At 67.8% G+C, this 23,475-nt stretch carries 15 protein-coding genes and 3 rRNA genes; 10 read left to right on the plus strand and 8 right to left on the minus strand.

Annotated elements, in window-relative coordinates:
- Positions 1 to 19: 19 nt before the first annotated feature.
- Complete coding sequence (locus AB8O64_RS20480) at positions 20 to 2,215, minus strand: PQQ-binding-like beta-propeller repeat protein (RefSeq protein ID WP_370420509.1); 2,196 nt, start codon at positions 2,213 to 2,215, stop codon at positions 20 to 22.
- A gap of 178 nt (positions 2,216 to 2,393) precedes the next feature.
- Between AB8O64_RS20480 and AB8O64_RS20485 the strand changes: the two genes are divergently transcribed.
- The 5 genes from AB8O64_RS20485 to rrf all read left to right on the plus strand — a co-directional run bounded on the left by AB8O64_RS20485 (position 2,394) and on the right by rrf (position 9,095).
- Entirely contained in the window at positions 2,394 to 2,720 is a 327-nt protein-coding gene (locus tag AB8O64_RS20485; protein WP_370420511.1) for an SH3 domain-containing protein, read from the plus strand.
- 57 nt (positions 2,721 to 2,777) lie between these two features.
- Positions 2,778 to 3,278: a hypothetical protein gene (locus AB8O64_RS20490; RefSeq protein ID WP_370420513.1), complete on the plus strand. Its 501-nt coding sequence runs from the start codon at positions 2,778 to 2,780 to the stop codon at positions 3,276 to 3,278.
- A 699-nt stretch (positions 3,279 to 3,977) separates the two neighbouring features.
- Positions 3,978 to 5,501: ribosomal RNA gene (locus AB8O64_RS20495) — 16S ribosomal RNA — on the plus strand.
- Positions 5,502 to 5,781: 280 nt separating this feature from the next.
- A 23S ribosomal RNA gene (locus tag AB8O64_RS20500) occupies positions 5,782 to 8,905 on the plus strand.
- A gap of 73 nt (positions 8,906 to 8,978) precedes the next feature.
- Positions 8,979 to 9,095, plus strand: a 5S ribosomal RNA gene (gene rrf, locus AB8O64_RS20505).
- Together the 16S, 23S and 5S rRNA genes form the textbook arrangement of a ribosomal RNA operon.
- A gap of 72 nt (positions 9,096 to 9,167) precedes the next feature.
- Here rrf and AB8O64_RS20510 read toward each other — a convergent pair.
- The gene (locus AB8O64_RS20510) at positions 9,168 to 10,142 is read right to left on the minus strand and encodes a hydroxyacid dehydrogenase (protein WP_370423908.1); all 975 of its coding nucleotides are present in this window, start codon (positions 10,140 to 10,142) and stop codon (positions 9,168 to 9,170) included.
- A 183-nt stretch (positions 10,143 to 10,325) separates the two neighbouring features.
- On the opposite strand from AB8O64_RS20510, the gene AB8O64_RS20515 reads away from it, so the two are divergent.
- The 4 genes from AB8O64_RS20515 to AB8O64_RS20530 all read left to right on the plus strand — a co-directional run bounded on the left by AB8O64_RS20515 (position 10,326) and on the right by AB8O64_RS20530 (position 14,072).
- Positions 10,326 to 10,883 carry a GNAT family N-acetyltransferase gene (locus AB8O64_RS20515; protein WP_370420515.1) on the plus strand — a complete coding sequence of 186 codons (558 nt, stop codon included), beginning with the start codon at positions 10,326 to 10,328 and terminating at the stop codon, positions 10,881 to 10,883.
- Positions 10,877 to 12,064: a sensor histidine kinase gene (locus tag AB8O64_RS20520; protein ID WP_370420517.1), complete on the plus strand. Its 1,188-nt coding sequence runs from the start codon at positions 10,877 to 10,879 to the stop codon at positions 12,062 to 12,064. The genes AB8O64_RS20515 and AB8O64_RS20520 overlap by 7 nt, the downstream gene beginning before the upstream one ends.
- The gene (locus AB8O64_RS20525; protein ID WP_370420519.1) at positions 12,061 to 12,723 is read left to right on the plus strand and encodes a response regulator; all 663 of its coding nucleotides are present in this window, start codon (positions 12,061 to 12,063) and stop codon (positions 12,721 to 12,723) included. The genes AB8O64_RS20520 and AB8O64_RS20525 overlap by 4 nt, the downstream gene beginning before the upstream one ends.
- A 155-nt stretch (positions 12,724 to 12,878) precedes the next feature.
- A complete protein-coding gene (locus AB8O64_RS20530; RefSeq protein ID WP_370420521.1) occupies positions 12,879 to 14,072 on the plus strand; it encodes a serine hydrolase domain-containing protein in 1,194 nt (397 codons plus the stop codon).
- Between the two features lie 16 nt (positions 14,073 to 14,088).
- Here the strand turns inward: AB8O64_RS20530 and AB8O64_RS20535 are convergent, their stop codons facing one another.
- From AB8O64_RS20535 to AB8O64_RS20560, 6 genes are all read right to left on the minus strand, one after another.
- A complete protein-coding gene (locus AB8O64_RS20535) occupies positions 14,089 to 15,552 on the minus strand; it encodes a type VI secretion protein (RefSeq protein ID WP_370420523.1) in 1,464 nt (487 codons plus the stop codon).
- A gap of 22 nt (positions 15,553 to 15,574) precedes the next feature.
- Positions 15,575 to 16,990: an ATP-binding protein gene (locus AB8O64_RS20540; RefSeq protein WP_130878237.1), complete on the minus strand. Its 1,416-nt coding sequence runs from the start codon at positions 16,988 to 16,990 to the stop codon at positions 15,575 to 15,577.
- A gap of 10 nt (positions 16,991 to 17,000) precedes the next feature.
- Positions 17,001 to 18,554 (minus strand): SCO6880 family protein, encoded by a 1,554-nt coding sequence (locus tag AB8O64_RS20545; RefSeq protein WP_370423909.1) that lies wholly within the window; start codon positions 18,552 to 18,554, stop codon positions 17,001 to 17,003.
- Positions 18,555 to 18,556: 2 nt separating this feature from the next.
- Complete coding sequence (locus AB8O64_RS20550) at positions 18,557 to 19,939, minus strand: hypothetical protein (protein WP_370420526.1); 1,383 nt, start codon at positions 19,937 to 19,939, stop codon at positions 18,557 to 18,559.
- A complete protein-coding gene (locus AB8O64_RS20555; protein ID WP_370420528.1) occupies positions 19,929 to 20,831 on the minus strand; it encodes a hypothetical protein in 903 nt (300 codons plus the stop codon). The genes AB8O64_RS20550 and AB8O64_RS20555 overlap by 11 nt, the downstream gene beginning before the upstream one ends.
- A 239-nt stretch (positions 20,832 to 21,070) precedes the next feature.
- Positions 21,071 to 21,382, minus strand: coding sequence for a hypothetical protein (locus AB8O64_RS20560; protein ID WP_130878234.1), 312 nt, complete (start codon positions 21,380 to 21,382; stop codon positions 21,071 to 21,073).
- A 410-nt stretch (positions 21,383 to 21,792) separates the two neighbouring features.
- On the opposite strand from AB8O64_RS20560, the gene AB8O64_RS20565 reads away from it, so the two are divergent.
- Positions 21,793 to 23,196 carry a protein kinase gene (locus AB8O64_RS20565; RefSeq protein WP_370420530.1) on the plus strand — a complete coding sequence of 468 codons (1,404 nt, stop codon included), beginning with the start codon at positions 21,793 to 21,795 and terminating at the stop codon, positions 23,194 to 23,196.
- The last annotated feature ends 279 nt before the right edge of the window (positions 23,197 to 23,475 follow it).

The following is a 23,475-nucleotide window of genomic DNA, read 5'->3' on the forward strand; positions in this document are numbered from 1 at the left end:
TCCGCGGCCCCGAGCCCCGCTACCGCCACCGGGACGGTGACCCCGCGTCCACCGCGAACACCGTCCCGTCCGGCGCCGCGCCGAACACCTTCCCGTCCGCCGCGACCGGCGCCGGGAGCAGCTCCAGATAACCCCGCCCGGCCCTGGCCAGGCGGGGTGACGTCTGTCCGAGCAGCGTGCCGTGCACGGTGTCCACGGCCAGCAGCCGCCCGTCGGCCGCCGAGAAGTACAGCCGGTCGTCGGCGGCGACGAGCGCCGACGCGTTGGCGACGGAGGTGTCCAGCCGCCACAGCCGGGCCGAGGGTTTCGATCCCACGGTGGTGGTGAAGGCGGTGAGCCCGCCGTCCGAGGACAGCACATAGACCGAACCGCCGTGCGCGACGACGCTCGTGGCGGCCACCGGCGTACCGAGCGGGACCCGGCGCTCGCGCTTGGCGGCAGGGTCATAGCTGACGACCGCGGAAATCCGCGTGTCGGCTTCGGCGGCACTGAGATGGAGGACGCCGCCCGGGCCGGCCCCCACGGCGGTCAGATTGCCGTCGGCCGTCCGCTGCCACAGCGTCGTGCCGCGCACCGGGTCGAGCGCGACGATCCGCGTGCGCCGCCCGTCGGGCGACGGGGTGACGGCATAGGCGGGCCCGGTCCCGTACGAGGAGAAGACGGGCTTGGAGTGACCGGGCAGCCCGTGGCGCCACCGCTCCTTGTTCGTGGCCCCGTCGACGGCGGTGACCACTCCGTCCGCCGCGACCAGCAGCACGGTGTCGCCCGCGTGGTACACCCGGCCCCGGAACGCCGACACGTCCCGCGTCCAGCGCGGCTCGCCCGACGCCGGATCGAGCGCCGACAGCCGCCGCCCGTCCGGCGCCAGCACGTGCACCAGCCCACCGGAGACGACGGGCGCGCTCGGCGCGCCGTCACCGGGCCGCGCCGACCCGCCCGCCACCTCCCGTCGCCAGGCCACCTCGCCGTCACCGGGCCGGATCCGGGCCGCCGACACTCCGCGCGCGGAGCAGTACAGGGCCGACTTCCCGTATGCACAGAACCCGGCCCGCACCTCACCGTCCCCCGCCGCGTCCTCGCGCACGGACGTCTCCCACGGCTGCCAGACGGCACCCATCGGCGTGGGGCGGGCTTCCGACGGCCGGTGCAGCCCGTCCACCTCGCGCAGCGCCCAGTACCCGCCGACGGCGGCCAGTGTCACGACGGCCATGGCAGCGGCGGCGATCCACCGGTTCCGCCGGCGGAACCGGGCCTGGCGGGGGAGCGGCGCTTCGGCGGACTCCGCGGAATCGATGGGCCCGGCGGGCCCTGCGGCCGGGACGGGGGTGCTGTTCCGCTGTTCAGGGACCTGGGGCGGCAACGGCGTGGGGGTAATAGAGGGGGAAGAAGGGGACGCGTGCGGCAGCATGGCCATGATTGCGTCGGGCGTCGGCCGGTCGGCGGGCTCCTTCGCCAGGCACGCGAGAATCAGCGGAACGAGATCCTCCGGCACACCGGCCAGCTCCGGCTCGTTGTGCACCACCTGGTAGGCGACGATGTACGGGCTCTCCGACTCGAACGGCCCCCGCCCCGTCGCCGCGTGGACCAGCAGCGAGGCCAGCGCGAACACATCCGCCGCGGGCCCGACCTCCCGCGGCCGCTGGAACTGCTCGGGCGCCATGAACGGCGGGGTCCCGATCAGCTTCCCGGTCTCGGTGCGCAATTCACTGTCGTACGGCCGGGAGATACCGAAGTCGATCACCTTCGGCCCGTCCTCGGCGAGCAGCACATTGCTCGGCTTGAGATCGCGGTGCACGACGCCCGCGCGATGGATGTCGCGCAGCGCCTCCGCGAGCCCCGCCGCCAGCCGGCGCACCTCGTCGGGGCTCAACGGTCCGTTCCGCTTCACCCGCTCGGCCAGGGTGGGCCCGGGAATGCAGAGGGTGGCCATCCAGGGGCGCTCGTCGTCCGGATCCGCGTCCACGACCGGCGCGGTGAACGCTCCGCTCACCCGTCGGGCGGCCGCGACCTCCTGCCGGAACCGCGCTCTGAACTCCGGATCCACCGCGTACTCGGCGTGCACCACCTTGACCGCGAGAGGCAGCCCCGACGCGGAACGCGCCAGGTGCACCACGCCCATGCCACCGGAGCCGAGACGCCCTTCCAACCGGTACCGGCCGGCATACTCCGGCTCCTCCGCTTCCGGGCCCGTCCCGGACATGCGCAGCGGCGGCATTCCCCCACCCCCGTTGTATTACGGCCGCGTCAGGCGGCGTGCCGGAGCCTAGTCGATGGCACCTCACAGACCCGGAAGCCATGCCGAGCCGTGTTGCTAGCCTGCACATGACATACGGGCGGACCCAGTTTCCGACGACTTTCCGACGACATTCGACGCGCGCACGGGGGAGGGCCGGATGGCCACCGAGGAATTCACCGAGACCAGCGGCAACGACGAGAGCGCGGAGCTCTCGGTGCAGGCCGCCGCGGCCGTGGCCTACTACCCGCTCGCCCCGGGCTACCAGGTCAACGTCCGCCGCGGCCCGAGCTCGACCAGCCAACTCATCAAGGTCCTCCCGCAGGGCTCCAGCGTGCCGATCCGCTGCCAGACCCGCGGCGAGACGGTCTCCGGCCCGTGCGGCACCACGGACATCTGGGACAGCATCGCGCCGGGACAGTACGTGTCGGACGCCTATGTGAAGACCGGCAGCAGCGGCTTCGTCGCGGTCCGCTGCTCGGGCTGACGGCTCCGGCTCCGATCCTCCCGGCCCGGGTCCCCGGCCGACGGCGATAATCGACATATGAGCGATGAGCACGAGGCAGCGGGTCCGCAGCCGGAGCCGATCCGGTTCTTCGGGACGACCTGGGTCGACCACGACGGCGGCTACGCACTGCGCAGGGCGGGTGTCGCCGTGGGCGCGCTCGCCGCGGCGGCGGCCAGCGCGTTCGTCCTCCGCTTCGGCTACGAGGGCCTGGCCGTCGCCGAGGTCGGCAACCTGGTCAACATGCTGGTGGTCGTCGCCTTCGCCGTGTGCAGTGCCCTCGCCTTCCGCCGCACCTGGGAGGGCTTCCAGCGCCGCCCGGACCCGGCGGCCGACCCTGCGGCCGAGAAGTCGATGCGAAGCATCCTCATGATCGGCTTCATCGGGTCGCTGCTCGCCTACTTCTTCCGCGCCCTGCGCGAGGCGCCGGGCGAGCGGCTCCACCGCGAGGAGTACGAGGAGGCGCGCACCCGCTACGAGCGCCGCCGCACGACCCGTACGGGCAACCCGGCGGCCCGGAAGAAGAAGCGCAAGAGCTAGGCCAGGAGGCGGGCCCGGAGTCCGGCCAGGAGCCGGGCGCACCCGGGGTGAAGCACCCCCGGGGCTCGTGTAGAGTTCTCCGAGTTGCCACGGCGTCCGCGAGGACGGCGAGGCGGCACTTCACGCCTCACTGGCGGCAATCTCTACTGCACGGCCCTTGAACGGGATCGATTTCGGCATGCCGGAATTCGGGACCGGGTTCCGATTAGGAACCGCCGGGGGAATCCGGTAAAGTAGTGATCACGCCGAAAGGCGCGAAACAAATCCCCGCCGACGGGGAATCGGAAACGAATTCGAGCCGGGAACGGCACGGAAAAGGATCTGATAGAGTCGGAACCGCCGGAAAGCGAAAGCGAAACGGTGGGACCCCGCTCCAGCAGGGGGCCAGGACCGGAAACGGATCTGGTAAGGTTGGAAACACGAAATACCGAAGGGAAGCGCCCGGAGGAAAGCCCGAGAGGGTGAGTACAAAGGAAGCGTCCGTTCCTTGAGAACTCAACAGCGTGCCAAAAGTCAACGCCAGACTATAAAATACCCCGTCTCCGGTCACTTGTGATCGGGACGCGGTTCCTTTGAAAGTCCTGCCGGTCCCCTTGTGGGTCTGGTGGGCAACAACACAGCGAGGACGCTGTGCACGACCGGACTTATTCCGTCTGGTTGTGCCGCTCAACGCGAGTGTCACCGGATAACCGGTAAACATTCACGGAGAGTTTGATCCTGGCTCAGGACGAACGCTGGCGGCGTGCTTAACACATGCAAGTCGAACGATGAAGCCTTTCGGGGTGGATTAGTGGCGAACGGGTGAGTAACACGTGGGCAATCTGCCCTTCACTCTGGGACAAGCCCTGGAAACGGGGTCTAATACCGGATATGACCTGCCTCCGCATGGGGGTGGGTGGAAAGCTCCGGCGGTGAAGGATGAGCCCGCGGCCTATCAGCTTGTTGGTGGGGTAATGGCCTACCAAGGCGACGACGGGTAGCCGGCCTGAGAGGGCGACCGGCCACACTGGGACTGAGACACGGCCCAGACTCCTACGGGAGGCAGCAGTGGGGAATATTGCACAATGGGCGAAAGCCTGATGCAGCGACGCCGCGTGAGGGATGACGGCCTTCGGGTTGTAAACCTCTTTCAGCAGGGAAGAAGCGAGAGTGACGGTACCTGCAGAAGAAGCGCCGGCTAACTACGTGCCAGCAGCCGCGGTAATACGTAGGGCGCAAGCGTTGTCCGGAATTATTGGGCGTAAAGAGCTCGTAGGCGGCTTGTTGCGTCGGATGTGAAAGCCCGGGGCTTAACCCCGGGTCTGCATTCGATACGGGCAGGCTAGAGTGTGGTAGGGGAGATCGGAATTCCTGGTGTAGCGGTGAAATGCGCAGATATCAGGAGGAACACCGGTGGCGAAGGCGGATCTCTGGGCCATTACTGACGCTGAGGAGCGAAAGCGTGGGGAGCGAACAGGATTAGATACCCTGGTAGTCCACGCCGTAAACGTTGGGAACTAGGTGTTGGCGACATTCCACGTCGTCGGTGCCGCAGCTAACGCATTAAGTTCCCCGCCTGGGGAGTACGGCCGCAAGGCTAAAACTCAAAGGAATTGACGGGGGCCCGCACAAGCAGCGGAGCATGTGGCTTAATTCGACGCAACGCGAAGAACCTTACCAAGGCTTGACATATACCGGAAACGGCCAGAGATGGTCGCCCCCTTGTGGTCGGTATACAGGTGGTGCATGGCTGTCGTCAGCTCGTGTCGTGAGATGTTGGGTTAAGTCCCGCAACGAGCGCAACCCTTGTTCTGTGTTGCCAGCATGCCTTTCGGGGTGATGGGGACTCACAGGAGACTGCCGGGGTCAACTCGGAGGAAGGTGGGGACGACGTCAAGTCATCATGCCCCTTATGTCTTGGGCTGCACACGTGCTACAATGGCCGGTACAATGAGCTGCGATACCGTGAGGTGGAGCGAATCTCAAAAAGCCGGTCTCAGTTCGGATTGGGGTCTGCAACTCGACCCCATGAAGTTGGAGTTGCTAGTAATCGCAGATCAGCATTGCTGCGGTGAATACGTTCCCGGGCCTTGTACACACCGCCCGTCACGTCACGAAAGTCGGTAACACCCGAAGCCGGTGGCCCAACCCTTGTGGAGGGAGCCGTCGAAGGTGGGACTGGCGATTGGGACGAAGTCGTAACAAGGTAGCCGTACCGGAAGGTGCGGCTGGATCACCTCCTTTCTAAGGAGCACATAGCCGACTGCAGACAAATGTTCTGCACGGTTGCTCATGGGTGGAACGTTGACTATTCGGCACGATTGGTTTGGGTCACTAGTACTGCTTCGGCGTGGAACGTGAATCTCGGATCGGTCGGGTCGGGCACGCTGTTGGGTATCTGAGGGTACGGAACGTAAGTTTCGAACCTTCGCGATGCCGGCCCCAGTGAACTCGACACCTTGGTGTTGGGGTGGTGGGTGGCTGGTCGTTGCTTGAGAACTGCACAGTGGACGCGAGCATCTGTGGCCAAGTTTTTAAGGGCGCACGGTGGATGCCTTGGCACCAGGAACCGATGAAGGACGTGGGAGGCCACGATAGGCCCCGGGGAGCTGTCAACCGAGCTTTGATCCGGGGGTGTCCGAATGGGGAAACCCGGCAGTCGTCATGGGCTGTCACCCGCTGCTGAACACATAGGCAGTGTGGAGGGAACGCGGGGAAGTGAAACATCTCAGTACCCGCAGGAAGAGAAAACAACCGTGATTCCGGGAGTAGTGGCGAGCGAAACCGGATGAGGCCAAACCGTATGCGTGTGATACCCGGCAGGGGTTGCGTGTGCGGGGTTGTGGGAGTTCTCTTGATCAGTCTGCCGGCTGGTCGGCGAGTCAGAAACCGTACAGGTAGGCGAAGGACATGCGAAAGGTCCGGCGTAGAGGGTAAGACCCCCGTAGCTGAAATCTGTACGGCTCGCTTGAGAACCACCCAAGTAGCACGGGGCCCGAGAAATCCCGTGTGAATCTGGCGGGACCACCCGTTAAGCCTAAATATTCCCTGGTGACCGATAGCGGATAGTACCGTGAGGGAATGGTGAAAAGTACCGCGGGAGCGGAGTGAAATAGTACCTGAAACCGTGTGCCTACAAGCCGTGGGAGCGTCGCGCATCAAGCTTGCTTGGTGCGTCGTGACTGCGTGCCTTTTGAAGAATGAGCCTGCGAGTTTGCGGTGTGTTGCGAGGTTAACCCGTGTGGGGAAGCCGTAGCGAAAGCGAGTCCGAATAGGGCGATTGAGTAGCGCGCCCAAGACCCGAAGCGGAGTGATCTAGCCATGGGCAGGTTGAAGCGGAGGTAAGACTTCGTGGAGGACCGAACCCACCAGGGTTGAAAACCTGGGGGATGACCTGTGGTTAGGGGTGAAAGGCCAATCAAACTCCGTGATAGCTGGTTCTCCCCGAAATGCATTTAGGTGCAGCGTCGTGTGTTTCTTGCCGGAGGTAGAGCACTGGATAGGCGATGGGCCCTACCGGGTTACTGACCTTAGCCAAACTCCGAATGCCGGTAAGTGAGAGCGCGGCAGTGAGACTGTGGGGGATAAGCTCCATGGTCGAGAGGGAAACAGCCCAGAGCATCGACTAAGGCCCCTAAGCGTACGCTAAGTGGGAAAGGATGTGGAGTCGCAGAGACAACCAGGAGGTTGGCTTAGAAGCAGCCACCCTTGAAAGAGTGCGTAATAGCTCACTGGTCAAGTGATTCCGCGCCGACAATGTAGCGGGGCTCAAGCGTACCGCCGAAGTCGTGTCATTCATACAATAGGTCCAACGACCGTGTGGATGGGTAGGGGAGCGTCGTGTGCCGGGTGAAGCAGCCGCGGAAGCGAGTTGTGGACGGTTCACGAGTGAGAATGCAGGCATGAGTAGCGATACACACGTGGGAAACGTGTGCGCCGATTGACTAAGGGTTCCTGGGTCAAGCTGATCTGCCCAGGGTAAGTCGGGACCTAAGGCGAGGCCGACAGGCGTAGTCGATGGACAACCGGTTGATATTCCGGTACCCGCTTTGAAACGCCCAATATCGAATCCATTGATGCTAAGGCCGTGAAGCCGTTCCGGACCCTTCGGGGAAAGGAAAGTGGTGGAGCCGCCGATCCAAGGTGGTAGTAGGTAAGCGATGGGGTGACGCAGGAAGGTAGTCCAGCCCGGGCGGTGGTAGTCCCGGGGTAAGGGTGTAGGCCGTGTGATAGGCAAATCCGTCACACGTTAAGGCTGAGACCTGATGCCGAGCCGATTGTGGTGAAGTGGATGATCCTATGCTGTCGAGAAAAGCCTCTAGCGAGTTTCATGGCGGCCCGTACCCTAAACCGACTCAGGTGGTCAGGTAGAGAATACCGAGGCGTTCGGGTGAACTATGGTTAAGGAACTCGGCAAAATGCCCCCGTAACTTCGGGAGAAGGGGGGCCATGTCTGGTGATGAGGTTTACCCTCTGAGCTGGGTGTGGCCGCAGAGACCAGCGAGAAGCGACTGTTTACTAAAAACACAGGTCCGTGCGAAGCCGTAAGGCGATGTATACGGACTGACGCCTGCCCGGTGCTGGAACGTTAAGGGGACCGGTTAGCTTGGATTCGTCCAGGCGAAGCTGAGAACTTAAGCGCCAGTAAACGGCGGTGGTAACTATAACCATCCTAAGGTAGCGAAATTCCTTGTCGGGTAAGTTCCGACCTGCACGAATGGCGTAACGACTTCTCGACTGTCTCAACCATAGGCCCGGTGAAATTGCACTACGAGTAAAGATGCTCGTTTCGCGCAGCAGGACGGAAAGACCCCGGGACCTTTACTATAGCTTGATATTGGTGTTCGGTTCGGCTTGTGTAGGATAGGTGGGAGACTGTGAAGCATGCACGCCAGTGTGTGTGGAGTCGTCGTTGAAATACCACTCTGGTCGTGCTGGATGTCTAACCTGGGTCCGTGATCCGGATCAGGGACAGTGTCTGGTGGGTAGTTTAACTGGGGCGGTTGCCTCCTAAAGAGTAACGGAGGCGCCCAAAGGTTCCCTCAGCCTGGTTGGCAATCAGGTGTTGAGTGTAAGTGCACAAGGGAGCTTGACTGTGAGACCGACGGGTCGAGCAGGGACGAAAGTCGGGACTAGTGATCCGGCGGTGGCTTGTGGAAGCGCCGTCGCTCAACGGATAAAAGGTACCCCGGGGATAACAGGCTGATCTTCCCCAAGAGTCCATATCGACGGGATGGTTTGGCACCTCGATGTCGGCTCGTCGCATCCTGGGGCTGGAGTCGGTCCCAAGGGTTGGGCTGTTCGCCCATTAAAGCGGTACGCGAGCTGGGTTTAGAACGTCGTGAGACAGTTCGGTCCCTATCCGCTGTGCGCGTAGGAATATTGAGAAGGGCTGTCCCTAGTACGAGAGGACCGGGACGGACGAACCTCTGGTGTGCCAGTTGTCCTGCCAAGGGCATGGCTGGTTGGCTACGTTCGGGAGGGATAACCGCTGAAAGCATCTAAGCGGGAAGCCTGCTTCGAGATGAGTATTCCCACCCCCTTTGAGGGGTTAAGGCTCCCAGTAGACGACTGGGTTGATAGGCCAGGTGTGGAAGACCGGTAACGGTTGGAGCTGACTGGTACTAATAGGCCGAGGGCTTGTCCTCAGTTGCTCGCGTCCACTGTGTAGGTTCTGAAGTAACGACCGTGTTGTGTTCCGGTTGGTTAATTTCATAGAGTTTCGGTGGTCATTGCGTTAGGGAAACGCCCGGTTACATTCCGAACCCGGAAGCTAAGCCTTTCAGCGCCGATGGTACTGCATGGGGGACCGTGTGGGAGAGTAGGACGCCGCCGAACAATTTTTAGAGTAGCCCCTGTGGGAGCCATTTGGTTCCTGCGGGGGCTATTCTGCGTTTCCGGACAAAATCATCAGGCCAGCCGGCTCAGGTCCTCTTCCCGGACCTGACCCCGCAGCATTTCCCCCCGCACCAGCCGCCCGATTTCCTCGACGGCGTACGCCCCAAGGCGGCGGACCTCGCTGCCCTGGGCCCCCGCGATATGCGGGGTGAGCAGAACATTCGGCAGCTCGCGCAGCGGGTGCCCCCTAGGGAGTGGCTCCGGGTCCGTGACGTCGAGAATGGCGTCCAGCCGGCCCGTGCGACATTCCCGGGTGAGGGCGTCCGTATCGACGAGAGCCCCGCGTGCCGTATTGATGACCGTGCCGCCGTCCGGGAGGAGAGCGAGACGCTCGGCATTCAGCAGCCGATGCGTTTCCGGCAGAAGCGGCGCGTGGACCGTCACGATGGAACTGGCACTGCACAGCTCATCCACCCCCGCGAGCTCGACGCCCAGCCCGGCCGCTTCCTCAGCGGACACAAAGGGGTCGTACAGCAGGATGCGGAATTCCGCGTCCGAGGCGCGCAACCGGGTGAGCACCCGGCGGCCGATACGGGAGGCGCCGATCAACCCGACCGTGCGGCCGTCAGCGCCCTCACGGTGGAGAAACACCGGCTTGGGGCCCGTGGCGTAGGCGGCGGCTGCGGGAATCGCTTTCTTCGCGGCGAAGACGATGGCGGCGCAGGTGTAGTCCGCCACGGGGCCGGCGTTCGCTTCGGCGGCCGAGGAAACGACGATGCCGCGATTCCAGACCGCGGAGCTGACCAGTTCCCTGACGGACCCCGCGGCATGGACCACCGCACGCAGTCGAGGGGCGGACGCCAGCACGCCCTCGGTGAGTGGCGGGGTCCCCCAACCGGTGATCAGCACCTCGGCGTCGGCAAGAGCCGTACGTTCCTCCGGTGCGGTGAGGTCTCCCGTCAGTACCCCGGGCGTCAGTCTCGCCATGGTGCCGAGCTCGGCGCGAAGGTCGGCGGGCAAAGACGCCGCGGCCTCGTCCGCTCCCATGGCGATGACGACAGTCGGCCGTGCCGGGAACGGCGATGGATTCCCTGGACGATCGTTCATGGCAGACAACCCCGCCTTTCCTTCCGGACGGACGCTAGAACCGGCCTTCCGGCGCGTCAACGCGTACACCGATTCGGGCGAAAGTTCGTTGACCGTGTCGTTCGTACGGGCGAACATCGGCGGATGGAGCACCTCATCAGAACCGTACGAGCCGGTGAATGGGCGAAGGTCAAGGAACTGCGGCTGGCCGCGCTCGCCGATCCCGTCGCCCCGATCGCCTTCCTCGACACCTACGACCGAGCTGTCGCCCAGCCCGACGCGTACTGGAAGGACCGTACGGACAGCGCGGCCCAGGGGAAGTCCATTTGCGGTTTCGTCGCCGAGGGCCCGGACGGCGAGTGGGCCGGGACGGTGACGGTCCTGGTCGAACTCCCCGGGGAGGATGGCGGTTTCGGTGGCGGCGCCACCGTGCCGCAGACCCACATCGTCGGTGTCTTCGTGCGGCCGGAACACCGTGGCACCGGCCTCACCCAGGCGCTCTTCGGCGCCGCGCTCGACTGGTCGTGGGCGCTGTCCGAGCCCCGGGCGGAGCGTGTGCGGCTGTACGTGCACGAGGCCAACGCGCGCGCCCAGGCGCTCTACCGGAAGCTGGGCTTCTTGCCGACCGGGGTGGTCGTTCCCATGCCCGGCGACCCCTCGGCGAAGGAGTACGAGCTGGCTTTGGCCCGTCCGGCGTGCTGAGACGCGCGCTGGGCCGGCGGCTGAGCGGGGCCAGCCCGTGGGCCGTCGACGCGGTGATCACCGCCGTCGTCCAGGCGGCGGTGACGATCCCCTTCGTCGTGCCGCGCCCGGCGGACCTGCCGCCCGCCACCTGGGCCATGTACGGGCTGACGTCGCTCCAGGTGCTGCCGCTGCTGTGGCGCACCCGGGCGCCGTTCGCGTCGCTGCTGGCCATCACCGTGGCGGGCTTCGGCTACCTGATCGTGGACGGGCCCGGCCAGCCGCTGCCTTACAGCCCGATCGTCGCCATCTTCACGGTCGCCGCGCAGGCGGGGCTGTGGCAGCGCCGGACCACGATCGTCCTGGGCCTGCCGTTGATCGCTCTCGGTGTGGCCCTGCGGGAGAACACGGCCCGCGAGCATCTCTTCTCCTTGTTCCTGTTCAGCATGGTGTACGCGCTCGGGGTGCTGGCGCGTACCCGACAGGCCTACACCGAGGCCGTGGAGGCGCGGGCGGCCGAACTGGAACGGGCGCGGGTGGTGGAGGCCGAGCGGGCTGCCGAGTGGGAACGCGCCAGGATCGCGCGGGAGATGCACGACATCCTGTCCCACGCGGTGAGCCTGATGATCGTTCAGGCGGAGGCCGGGCCCCTCGTCGTACGGTCCGATCCCGACCGCGCGGAGGCGGCCTTCGACGCGATCTCGGGAGCCGGGCGGGACGCGATGGCACAGCTGCGCCGGATGCTCGGGGTGCTGAAGGACGACCCGGATGCCGGGCGCAGTCCGCAGCCGACGCTGGCGGGGCTCGGCGCGCTCGTGGACGAGGTGCGGCGGACGGGACTGGAGGTGAGCCTGGCGGTATCGGGCGAGCCTCAGGAGCCGTCGCCCGATGTGCAGGTGACGGTGTATCGGGTGGTGCAGGAGGCGCTGACCAATGTCCTCAAGCACGCCGATGCCCGGTCCGTGACCGTGCGTCTGGTGTGGGAGCCCGCGACCCTCGCCGTAACGGTGGAGAACGACGGTGCGGGTGCGGCGGTGCCGCGTCCGTACGCGGGCAGCGGGCGCGGGCTGATCGGCATCCGGGAGCGGGCCGCCGCACACGGCGGAACGGCCGTCTCCGGGCCCGGGCCGCAGGGGGTGGGGTTCCGCGTTGCCGTACGGCTGCCGCTCATGATCTCCTCCGGGGCGGAGGTGGGGACGTGACGATCCGTGTGGTGGTGGCCGACGACCAGGAACTGGTGCGCAGCGGCTTCGCGATGATCCTGCAGGTACAGCCGGACATCGAGGTGGTCGCCGAGGCCGGCGACGGGGCGGAGGCGGTCGAGGCCGTGCGGCGGCATGCCCCCGATGTGGTGCTGCTCGACATCCGGATGCCGCGCGTGGACGGCATCGAGGCCGCGCGGACGGTCTGTTCGGAGTCGGACTGCAAGGTCGTCATGCTCACCACCTTCGACCAGGACGACTACGTGTACGAGGCGTTGCACGCGGGGGCGAGCGGGTTCCTGCTCAAGGACGTACGCCGCGACGATCTGGTGCACGCGGTGCGGGTGGTCGTCGCCGGTGACTCGCTGCTGGCCCCGTCGGTGGCCCGTCGGCTGGTCGCCGACTTCACGCGGCGGGCGGTGGCGGTGCCGGCCGCCGGTCCGTCGGAGGAACTGGGGGCGCTCACGGCGCGGGAGCGGGAGACGCTCGTCCTGTTGGGGCGGGGGCTGTCGAACGCGGAGATCGCGGCCGAGTTGGTGGTGAGTGAGCACACGGTGAAGACGCATGTGAGCAATGTGCTGTCGAAGCTCGGGCTGCGGGACCGGATCCAGGCGGTCATCTGCGCGTACGAGACGGGGCTGATCGCCCGCGGTGGCTGAGGGGCGGGGCGGCGTTCCCTCCCTCGCGCGGGGGAGGGCGTGGGGCGTAAGACCGCTCGCGTCGGCGATTCGCGCGGGCGCGCCGATCTTCAGGATGGGTGGGACGCGTCCGATGCGTCACCCGTCGTCTGTCGATCACCTGGGGAAGTCTCACCATGCGCCGTAAGGGAATTGCCGTCCTCGCGACCGCGGTCGCCGCCATGAGCGTCGCCGTCACGATCTCGCCCGCCATCGCGTCCTCACCGTCCCCGGCCCGGTCGGCCGCTGCGGTCGCCGGGCGGGTGCCGCCGAACGCCGAGGCGATGCGGCAGGCGATAGCCGGGCTGCCGTCGGCGGACGCCACTGCCGCACAGGTCCGGCTGGGCGGCGCGGACGGCCGGTGGCTGGGCACGTCGGGGGAGGCCGACATCCGTACGCACCGGGCGCCGAAGGGCGACGAGCGCTTCCGGGCCGGAAGCATCACCAAGACGTTCACGGCCGCGGTCGTGCTCCAGCTGGTGCACGAGGGCAAGGTGAGACTGGACGGAACCGTTCAGCACTACCTGCCCGGTCTGCTGCCCGTCCACTACCCGGAGATCCGGGTCGGCCAATTGCTGAACTACACCAGCGGACTGCCGAGCGCCGACTTCCCGGCCGACTTCGCCTGGCAGTACGCGCACCGCTTCACGACGTGGGACCACAAGGAGCTGGTCAGCAGGGCCGTCAGCAGGCCCATGGAGTTCGCGCCGGGCACCAAGCAGCACTACTCCAACATCGGCTACAACGTGCTGGGCCTGATCGTCGAGAAGGTGACCGGCCGGTCCTACGAGCGTGAGGTACGGGACCGGGTGATCATCCCGGCGGGTCTCAAGGACACGTACAGCGCCGGTAACGATCCCAGGATCCAGGGGCGGCACACGCGCGGGTACCAGGCGGTGAAGGCGAAGGACGGCTCGTCGCGGCTGGTCGATGTGACCGAGTGGAACCAGTCCATCACCTGGGCCTCCGGTGATCTGATCACCACCACGGCCGATCTGGAGAGGTTTTCGTCGGCCCTCTTCCGGGGCCGCGTGGTGCCGGAGCCCGAGCTGAAGCTGATGTTCACCGTCCCCGACGTCCCCGCCTACAACCCCGGCGGGGACGCAGCCGAGGTCAGGAAGGCCACGTACACCAGCGGTCTGACGCGCGTGGAGGTCGGCAAGACCGTCGTCTACGGCAAGACGGGCGGGCGGTACGGCTATGTGAACGGGTTCGGCGCCACCCCCGACCGTTCCCGCACGGTCGTCTACTCGGTCAATTCCACGGACGCGAAGAGCGAGACCCCGAGCCCCGTCGTCGGCAGGATCATCGAGGCGGGTTTCGGCCGGTAGGGCGGGTGCGGGCGGGCTAGCCCACGAGGGTGCGGTGGGGCCAGCGGGCGCGTGCCTGCTCCTCGGAGCGCATGAGCGCGAGGGTGGGCAGGCCGCACCGCTCGCCGTCCGCGAGAAGGTCCGGCAGGGCCGGGAGGGGCGCGACGGCGGCCACGTCGTCCAGCACCAGCGTCAGTGGTGGGTCGAGCCGACCGGAAGATGACCGTTCGGCCATGCCCCGGCCGCGCTCGACCACGTTTGCGACGAGTGCGGTCAATAGCGGCATCGCACCCGGGCGGGTGCGGGGATCCTCAATCGCCTCACCCACCACGTACAGCGTTCCCCCCTCGGCGATGAATGATTCCAACGCGAGCGAATCGGCTCGATTGGGGTTACAGGCGTCGCGAATGTGGATGGAGGACAGCGCCTCCAGGGCACGGGTCGTCAGTTCCTGCGCCATGTCGCGCCGTTCGGGGTGGCCGGTCAGCGCCGACTCCAGCTCGCCCGCCGTGCCGCCGACCGCTTTGGTGTTCGTACGCAGGATCCGCACGGGCTCGTGCGCCGAGGCGCCCTGGGCCCAGCGGTGCACCTGGCGGAACGGCCGCCCGTCCACGGCGGCGGCGTGCAGCCAACAGCGCAGCAGCGTTTCCGCCGTGTCGGCGGTGGCCGAGTCGAGCGCGCTCATGGGCCGTACGGGCGCGAGGAGCGCGGCGGCGCGGGCGGCGGCGGTGTCGCGGGTCTCGCAGCCCGCGGTGGGGTTCCAGCGCAGGCGGGCGGGGGTGTCGAGGAGATGGCCCGGGTCGAAGACGTGGACGGGCCCGAGCTTGGCGCGGGAGTCCTTGGTGTCCGCCCACAGGCCGGGGTCGCTGGTGGTGACCAGCGCCGGGCCTGCGGCCTCCAGGAGGACGCGGGCCGCGCTGTCCCGCCGGTCGGCGCCGTAGCGGACGCGCTGGGCGGCGGGGGAGCGCGGGGCGGGGATCTCCGCCCTGCTGTGCTCCACGGCCGGGGCCGGGGCGAGGGAAGCCGAAGCGGGAGGGGCAGCGGTCGAGGCAGGGGGAATCGCTGAGGGGGCGGGCGCGGGAAGGGGCGCGGGCGGGGCGGTGTCCGTAGCCGTGTCCGTACGGCCCTGCTCCCGGCGCTGCGCCCGCACCGCGCGCCAGCGGGCGAGCGTGCCGAGGACGAAGACGGTGAGGACGATGAGGACCAGGAGCTGGCTGACCAGGATGCCCCAGAAGAGCCCATAGCCCGAGAGGGCATCCGGTGGGGTGTCGGGCCAGGCGGCGGGCAGGTCCTGCGGCCGGCTGAGCAGGTGCCGCAGGGCCAGAGGGGTGCGCAGGAACGTCACGCCTTCCGGCCAGGCGCCGTGGGTGAAGAAGGCCGCGAGACCCGTCGCCGACCACACCAGCCCGGCCAGCCCCAGCAGAAACGCGAGAACGCCGACCAGCAGGCCATCCGGAACTCCTCGTTCCGGAAGTCTGCCGTCCGGTCGTTCGCCCCGCATGGGTCTCGCCCCGCCCGTCACGTCAGGCCACCGTCGGCTCGGAGGAGCCGTAGGCCTCGTCGGCGAGATGCGCCTCCATCGCCGCGGCGGCCCGCTTCGCGGCCGCCGCCTCCGCCGCCAGCTCGCGGGCCACGTCCCCGTCCTCGGTCATGGCACGGTCGGTGTAGACCAGAGGTCGCTCGGCCTCCGTGATGAGGTGCTTGACGACTTGGACGTTGCCGTTGACGTCCCAGACGGCGATGCCGGGGGTGAGGGTCGGGATGATCTCGACGGCCCACCGGGGCAGGCCGAGGACCAGCCCCGTGGCCCGCGCCTCGTCGGACTTCTGCGCGTAGATCGTCCGGGTGGAGGCCATCTTGAGGATCGCGGCGGCCTCCCGGGCGGCCGCGCCGTCGACCACGTCGGACAGATGGTGGACCACCGCCACGAACGACAGGCCGAGCCGGCGGCCGAACTTCAGCAGTCGCTGGAAGAGCTGGGCCACGAACGGCGAATTGATGATGTGCCAGGCCTCTTCCACCAGGAAGATCCGCTTCTTGCGGTCCGGGCGGATCCAGGTGTGTTCGAGCCAGACTCCGACGATGGCCATCAGGATGGGCATGGCGATGGAGTTGCGGTCGATGTGCGAGAGGTCGAAGACGATCAGGGGGGAATCGAGGTCGATCCCGGCCGACGTCGGCCCGTCGAACATGCCCCGCAGGTCACCGTCGACCAGCCGGTCCAGCACCAGCGCGACGTCCAGGCCCCAGGCCCGTACATCGTCTATGTCGACGTTCATCGACTCCGCGGACTCGGCCTCCGGGTGGCGCAGCTGCTCGACGATGTCGGTCAGCACCGGCTGCCGGTCGAGAATCGTCTCGTTGACGTACGCGTGCGCGACCTTGAGCGCGAAGCCCGCCCGCTCGTCCAGGCCGCGCCCCATCGCGACCTCGATGATCGTGCGCAGCAGGGCGAGCTGCCCGGTCGTCGTGATCGACGGGTCGAGCGGATTGAGCCGGATGCCGCCGTTCATGGCGGCGGTCGGGTCGAGCCGGATGGGGGTTATCCCCAGCTGCTGCGCGATGAGGTTCCACTCGCCGACCCCGTCCTCGCCCTGGGCGTCCAGGACGACGACCTGACGGTCGCGGAAGCGCAGCTGGCGCAGGACGTAGGTCTTCTCCAGCGCCGACTTGCCGTTGCCCGACTCGCCGAGGACGAGCCAGTGCGGGGCCGGCAGCTGCTGCCCGTAGAGCTGGAAGGGGTCGTAGATGTAGCCCTTGCCGGAGTACACCTCGCGCCCGATGATCACGCCCGAGTCACCGAGGCCGGGCGCGGCGGTGGGGAGGTAGACGGCCTGCGCCTGGCCGGTGGAGGTCCGTACGGGCAGCCGGGTGGTCTCCACCTTCCCGAAGACGAAGCTGGTGAAGGCATCGGTCACTGCGGCGAGCGGGTCGAGCACGGCACTGCCCCTATCGTCGAATGCCGGTCGCGAACGGCAGTGTGTTGACGAAGGCCCGGTGGTGCTCGCGGTCGCACCACTCCAGTTTCAGGTAGCTCTTGCCGGCCGAGGCTCTTATGGTCCGCTTGTCGCGTGCCAGCGCCTCGGGGGAGCGCGAGGACACGGTGATGTACCCGACGAGGTTCACCCCCGCCGCGCCACTGGCCAGGTCCTCGCCGCGCTGGTCGACGCGGGAGTGGTGGGCGACGTCGCGCGGGTCGACGACCCGGTTCATCTTGGCGGCGCGGGAGGCGTCCGCGTCGTCGTTGGTCTTCTCGGTCAGCATGCGCTCGATGGCCACGTCGGTGGGCTCGAGATCCATGCAGACCGCGACGGTGCGGATCACATCGGGGGTGTGGACGAGCAGCGGGGCGAGGAAGTTGACGCCGACGGGCGTCATCGGCCACTCCTTCACCCACGCGGTGGCGTGGCACCAGGGCTCACGGGTGCTCGACTCGCGGGTCTTGGCCTGGAGGTACGTCGGCTCCATCGCGTCCAGCTCGGCCGGCCAGGCGTTCCGCTTCGTCATCGCCTGGAGGTGGTCGATGGGGTGGTCCGGGTCGTACATGGAGTGCACGAGCGAGGCCAGCCGGCCCTGCCCGAGCGGCTGCCGGACCCGGATGTCGGCCTCGGCGAGCCGCGCGCAGATGTCGGTCAGCTCACGCGCCATGACGACGGCCAGCCCGGCGTCCCGGTCGAGCCTCCGCTTGCCGGCCTCGTGACGCGAGGCACGGGCGATGGCCTGCGCCTCGGCGGCCAGCTCGCGGGTGTAGTGCATACAGGCGACGAGATAGGCCCGGTGCTGCTCGGACGAGGTCGACACCATCGACTGGAGCTGCTCGTAGGACTCCTTGAGCCAGGCGGGCGCCTTCTCGTCACCACGCCGCTCGACGTCCTTGGCGTGCGCGTCGGGGTCGGCGGGGAGCGTACGGGCCAGCATCTGGATGCGGGTGACGTACCCGTCGCCGTTGGCGACGTGCTTGAGCAGCGTCCCGAACCGGTCGACCAGCGCCTCCTGGTCCTCCGAGTCACGCAGGCCGACGCCCGGCCCCTCGATCTCGATCGCGGCGGTGACGGTACGGCGGTCGGCGTGCAGCAGGACGGCGATCTCGTCGGGCCCGAAGGGCGCGGCCAGCCAGTTGATCCGCCCGATGCCCGGCGGCGGTCCGACCTCGACCTCCCGCCCGTCCAGCCGGGTGCCGGCCTCGACGACGGAGGACCGGTAGGTGGTGCCGCGCCGGAGCGTCCTCTTGTACGAGCGATTGATTTCGAACCACTTGTAGAACGTGCGGTGCTTGTACGGCACGTACACGGCGGCCAGCGCGAGCACGGGGAACCCGGCGAGGGTGAGGATCCGCAGCGGCAGGTTCGGCACCAGGAGGCCGCACATCATGCCGAGGAACGCGCCCGCGATGATCAGCGCGATCTCGCCGGTCTCCCGGTTCTTGCCGACGACCGCGTTGGGACGCGCACGGCCGATCAGATACGTACGGCGGGCCGCGATCGGCTGGGACTGGGCCTGGATCGTCAACTCCGCTCACCTCCTCGGGTATTGCTGCGGTTCTGTGCGCGGGACGCCGAGGAGCCGGGGGAGCCGCCCGGGCCGGAGTGCCCGGAGAAGCCTCCGCCGCCGCCCTTGCCGCCGCCGTTGCGGTCGGCGGGCCGGGAACTGTGGGCGGCGACCCCGCCCGACACGGCACTGGCGGGCCTGGCCTGCTGCCCCCCACCACCGTCGGAACCGCGGGCGCTGTGCGTGTTGATGCCCTGCTTGACGAGCGCGGCGGGCGAGGAGATCACGGCGGCGGCCTGGCGGGACGCCGCGTCCTTGCTGGCACTGCGGGTGTTGACGATCTCGTCGCCGAAGCCGGGAACGAACCGGTAGATCATCGCACTGGCGAAAATGGCAAGAATGATGATGGCGAGGCCGGACACGACCGCCGAGAACGCGTTCGGCCCCTTGTCGGCCGACAGCGCCCCGGCGAGCCCGAGGACGACCACGATGATCGGCTTGATCAGGATCACCGCGATCATGATCCCCGCCCAGCGCCGGACGTGCCCCCACATGTTCTTGTCGACCAGCCCCGCGTAGACGGCGGTGCCGAGCAGGGCCCCCACGTACAGCAGGGCGGCCCGGATCACCAGCTCCAGCCACAGCACGCCTGCGGCGAGCACGGAGACGAGCGACACGACGATCAGCATGATCGGGCCGCCGCCGATGCCGTCCCCCTTCTTGAGGGCGTCCGCGAATCCGCCGAAGAAGGCATCGTTGTTCGAATTCGTACCGGAGGCGATGGCTTCGGTGACGGCGTCGGTGGCCGAGACGACCGTATAGAGGATCAACGGCGTGAACGCGGACGCCAGCACGGTCAGCCACAGGAACCCCACGGCCTCGGTGAACGCCTCCGTGAACGGCACCCCCCGCACGGCCCGCTTGGCGACGGCCAGCAGCCACAGGACGAGGGTCAGGACGGTCGAGGCGGCGAAGACGACGGCGTACTGGTGGAGGAAGGTGGAATTGGTGAAGTCGACGGTCCCGGTGGCTTTGACGGCTTCGGAGAGCTTCCCGACGATCCAGGCGGCGGCGTCGGCACAACCTTTGGAGAGGGAGGCCAGGGGGTCGAGGGCGGTTTGGGGGTCGTTGGGGGACGGCGCAGCGCCCTTTTCGCCTGGCGACTTGCAGTACTGCTTCGCCGGACCAATCAGAAGGTCGCATGGGTTGTTGCTCTGACCAGGTGATGGCGTAGCAGTCGGGGTAAGCGTCGGCGTCGGCGTGGGTGTCGGCGTGGGTGTCGGTGTCGGAGTGGGGGAGGGGGCGGAAGCAGCACGCGTTGCGAACGTCAGAGCAAGGGCCTGCAACCCGACCACGGCAGTGGTGATCGAGGCTGCGCAGCGCCGACGGCTACCTGGCATAAGTGAAGCCTCCGAACTCCTGGACAGCCTTAGTGATCTCGTCGGAACCGGAGACGGGAACGTCCCCTGAGACTGGTGCAGGTCCGTCCTTCTGGGAGTCGGCTTCGGCCTTCCAATCGTTGTCGACCCACTTCAGATCGAACGTCCAGGTCTTCCAGGCTGTACGAACCGGATCAGTGGAGCCGGTTCCCGCCATCCCGATGAGACCGGTGTACCAGACAGAGACCTTGGCGCTGTCGGATCCGTAGGCCTCTACCTTGGTGCCCACGGGGATAGTGCGAGAGACGAACGTCTTGCCCTTCGGCGGGTTACCGGACGCGTCGAGGCCGAGCTTCTTGAGGAAGTCCCCTGAGTAGGCCTGGTCCTGCGGCCCTGTGAGCTTGGCTGCGGCTTCAGCGGTATAGACGGACGCGACGATCGCGTGACGGCTGTCCGTCTTGAACATCCCGTCACCACCCAGCGCCACCGCGAAATTCGCCGCAGCCGACTGCGCCCCCTGCTCCGAATGTGCGAACCCCGAAGCGATACCACCGGTCTTCCCGGTCACGGGCCTCGTTCCGGACGCCGCCGTAGGCCCGCTGCTCGCCGCCTTGTCGGTGCTCGCGTCGGAGCCGACGGACGACGAATCGTCACCGCCCCTGTTGGCGAAGGCGATCGCGGCGAGGAGGAGCACCACGACACCGACGACCGTCATCAGGTTCCGGCTGGACATCCCCGGTCTGCCGCCGCCCGGGCGGCCGCCGCGGCGGGGCTGGCCGTAGGGGCCGTACGCGTCGCCCTCGCCCTCCGGCAGGCGGGTGCGGGTCAGGTGGCGGTCGTCGTAGCCGCCGGGGTCACCGGTCGCGCGGCCCGAGTCGTGCCCGCCGCCGTAGCCGTCGTCGCCGAGGCTCATCGCGCGTCCGTCCCCTCATCCGTTACATGCGTCGTCGCTGGCTTGCCGCCCGTATATGACGGTAGCGGTGTGAACGGTTTCAGGGGGGAGGACAAGGGGGTGTGAGGGGGCATCAGGTGGCAGCCTCGGTGCGGGGGGACTCGGGGACGAGAGGGTCTGCGCGGGTCGATGCGCGGTGGAACGGGTGACGGGAGGGGGGCGGCTGGGGGGCGCGTGGGCGTCGGGCGTGGCCGAACGGCTCAGACGGCCATGCCGTAGACGATCGTGAAGAGGGTGCCCAGCGAGCCGATGATGAACACGCCGGTGAGGCCGGCGACGATCAATCCCTTGCCCTGCTCCGCGCTGAAGGTGTCCCGCAGGGCCGTGGCGCCGATCCGCTGCTTCGCCGCGCCCCAGATCGCGATGGCGAGGCACAGGAGAATGGCCACGGCCATGATGACCTCGACCATCACTCGAGCTTCCGTGCCCAGGCTACCGAACGGCCCCCATTTCGGGGCGATTCCGCCAATGATGGTGTTGATGTCACCCTTGTCGCCGGCTGCCAAAAACATTTGTAACTCACCGCCCCTTATGGGTAGTTGCGTCTCCTCCGCCGCATGGCAAAGGTCAGGACCTATCTTCGCTGACGTTGCCGCTCAGCATGTCGACTTGGCGGCATTTTTTGCCGGAACCCGTATGCGCCGTCGGCGGTACTGCCCTGACCTGCGGCGCGGACCGTTGTCAGTGGGGGGACCTATGGTGACTCTGTGTATCACGCGTGTGGACGCCGAGCAATGATTGGCGAGGGCGGGGGGCCCGAGGATGCTCAAACGACAATGTGTTCGGTCGGTACGCTGGGGCGGCCGTCCTCGCGTTCGCCGCACTTCGTGGCCGCCGGGCCGGTTCATCGCTTTCATCGCGTTCATTGCACGCATCGCACTCGTCACCTGCTTCGGGTGCGCCGAAAACAAGGGTGGTACGGGTGCTGGTTGCCGATCGGTACCGGCTGGGGGATCTGCTCGGCCGTGGCGGGATGGGCGAAGTCTGGCGTGCACACGACGAGGTGCTGGGGCGTCAGGTCGCGGTGAAGCTGTTGCTGGGCGACGACGCCGACGAGTCGTCGGCGGCCCGGTTCCGGATGGAGGCCCAGACCGCGGCGCGCCTGAATCACCCTCAGGTCGTCGCGGTGTACGACTTCGGCGCCTGGGAGGGGCGCTTCTATCTGGTCATGGAGCTGGTCCAGGGGCCGAGCCTGGCGGACCTCTCCGCGCGGGGCGCGTTCGCCCCGGAGCGCGTCGCGGACATCGCGGCGCAGGCGGCCTCCGGGCTGGCCGCCGCCCACCGGCAGGGAGTGGTCCACCGGGACGTCAAGCCCGGAAACCTGATGCTGGACGCCGACGGCACCCTGAAGATCGGCGACTTCGGCATCGCCCGTTTCGTGGACGAGACCTCGGCCGCCCTGACCCGGGCCGGCCAGATCGTCGGCACCAGCACGTACCTCGCGCCGGAGCGGGCCCTGGGCCGGATGGCGGGCCCGGGTTCGGACGTCTACGCGCTGGGGTGCGTTCTCTACCAGCTGCTCGTCGGCCAGCCGCCGTTCTGGGCGGACAGCCCGACCGCGCTCCTCTATCTGCACGTGGACGCGGAGCCGGTGCCACCGCGGCAGCACGGCGTCGACATGCCGTACGCCTTCGAGGCGTACCTGCTCCGCATGCTGGCCAAGGAGCCGGAGGACCGGCCTTCGGCGGAGGAGGCGGCGGACTGGTTCGCCGGCGACTCCTGGCGGGACATCGCGCAGCCGATGCCGATGCCGATGCCCGCGCCGCCGACAGCGCAGATGCGTGCTCCGGAGCCGATGCGCGCCCCGGCGGCTGCTCCCGGGGCCGCGCCGACTGCGGCGTACGCGCCGGTGCACTCGTCGGTACCGCCCGCGGCGGCTGCCGGCAGACGGCGGAGCGGTGGCGGCGGCAGGGGCGGACGCAGCCCGAAGGTGCTGATCGGTGTGGTCGCCGGGGCGGCGGTCTTCGTGGTGGCCGCCTTGATCGGTTCGTCGGTGTTCGGCGGCCCGCCGGACGGTGGCCGGGACTCGCAGAAGCCCGAGGCGCAGCCCTCGGAGTCGGCACAGCAGCAGCCGGGTGGCCCGGGCCCCGGCCCCACGCGCAACGCGCCGAACGTGGTCCCGGCGGAGGCGACCCCGGCGGCACCCTCACCGGTGCGGCCGAAGGCACCGTCGAAGCAGGCCAAGTCCAAGAAGTCCGAGGACCCGAAGCCGAATGCGTCGGCAGGGACGCCCAAGGAGCAACCCAAGTCGGAGAAGCCGAAGCATCAGTCGGGGCACGACGACCACGACATCGCCGAGGTCGGCGACGAGGGCGACGACGACTGAACCGCCCTCCGGGCTGTGGCGGGCTCCGCGCCTGCCACAGCCTGCCGGCCGACCCCCTCGACGAACTGCGCGATCCCGCCCCACCCGGGCTGACGGTCACGACGATCTCATTGAGCTTGTGGCTCTCCCGGATATAGGCGCTGCCGTCGTCCCCGAAGACGACTTCCGAGTGCTACGAACAGGGGGCGTCGTCGGTCGCCGGAATTCAGTTGAGTTCCGTCACGGTGCCCCCTCGGGGGAGGCGTGTCATCTGCGCGCTGGGCGTCCACGATAGGGAGT

The organism is Streptomyces sp. QH1-20, assembly GCF_041283565.1.
Lineage (GTDB): Bacteria > Actinomycetota > Actinomycetes > Streptomycetales > Streptomycetaceae > Streptomyces > Streptomyces syringius.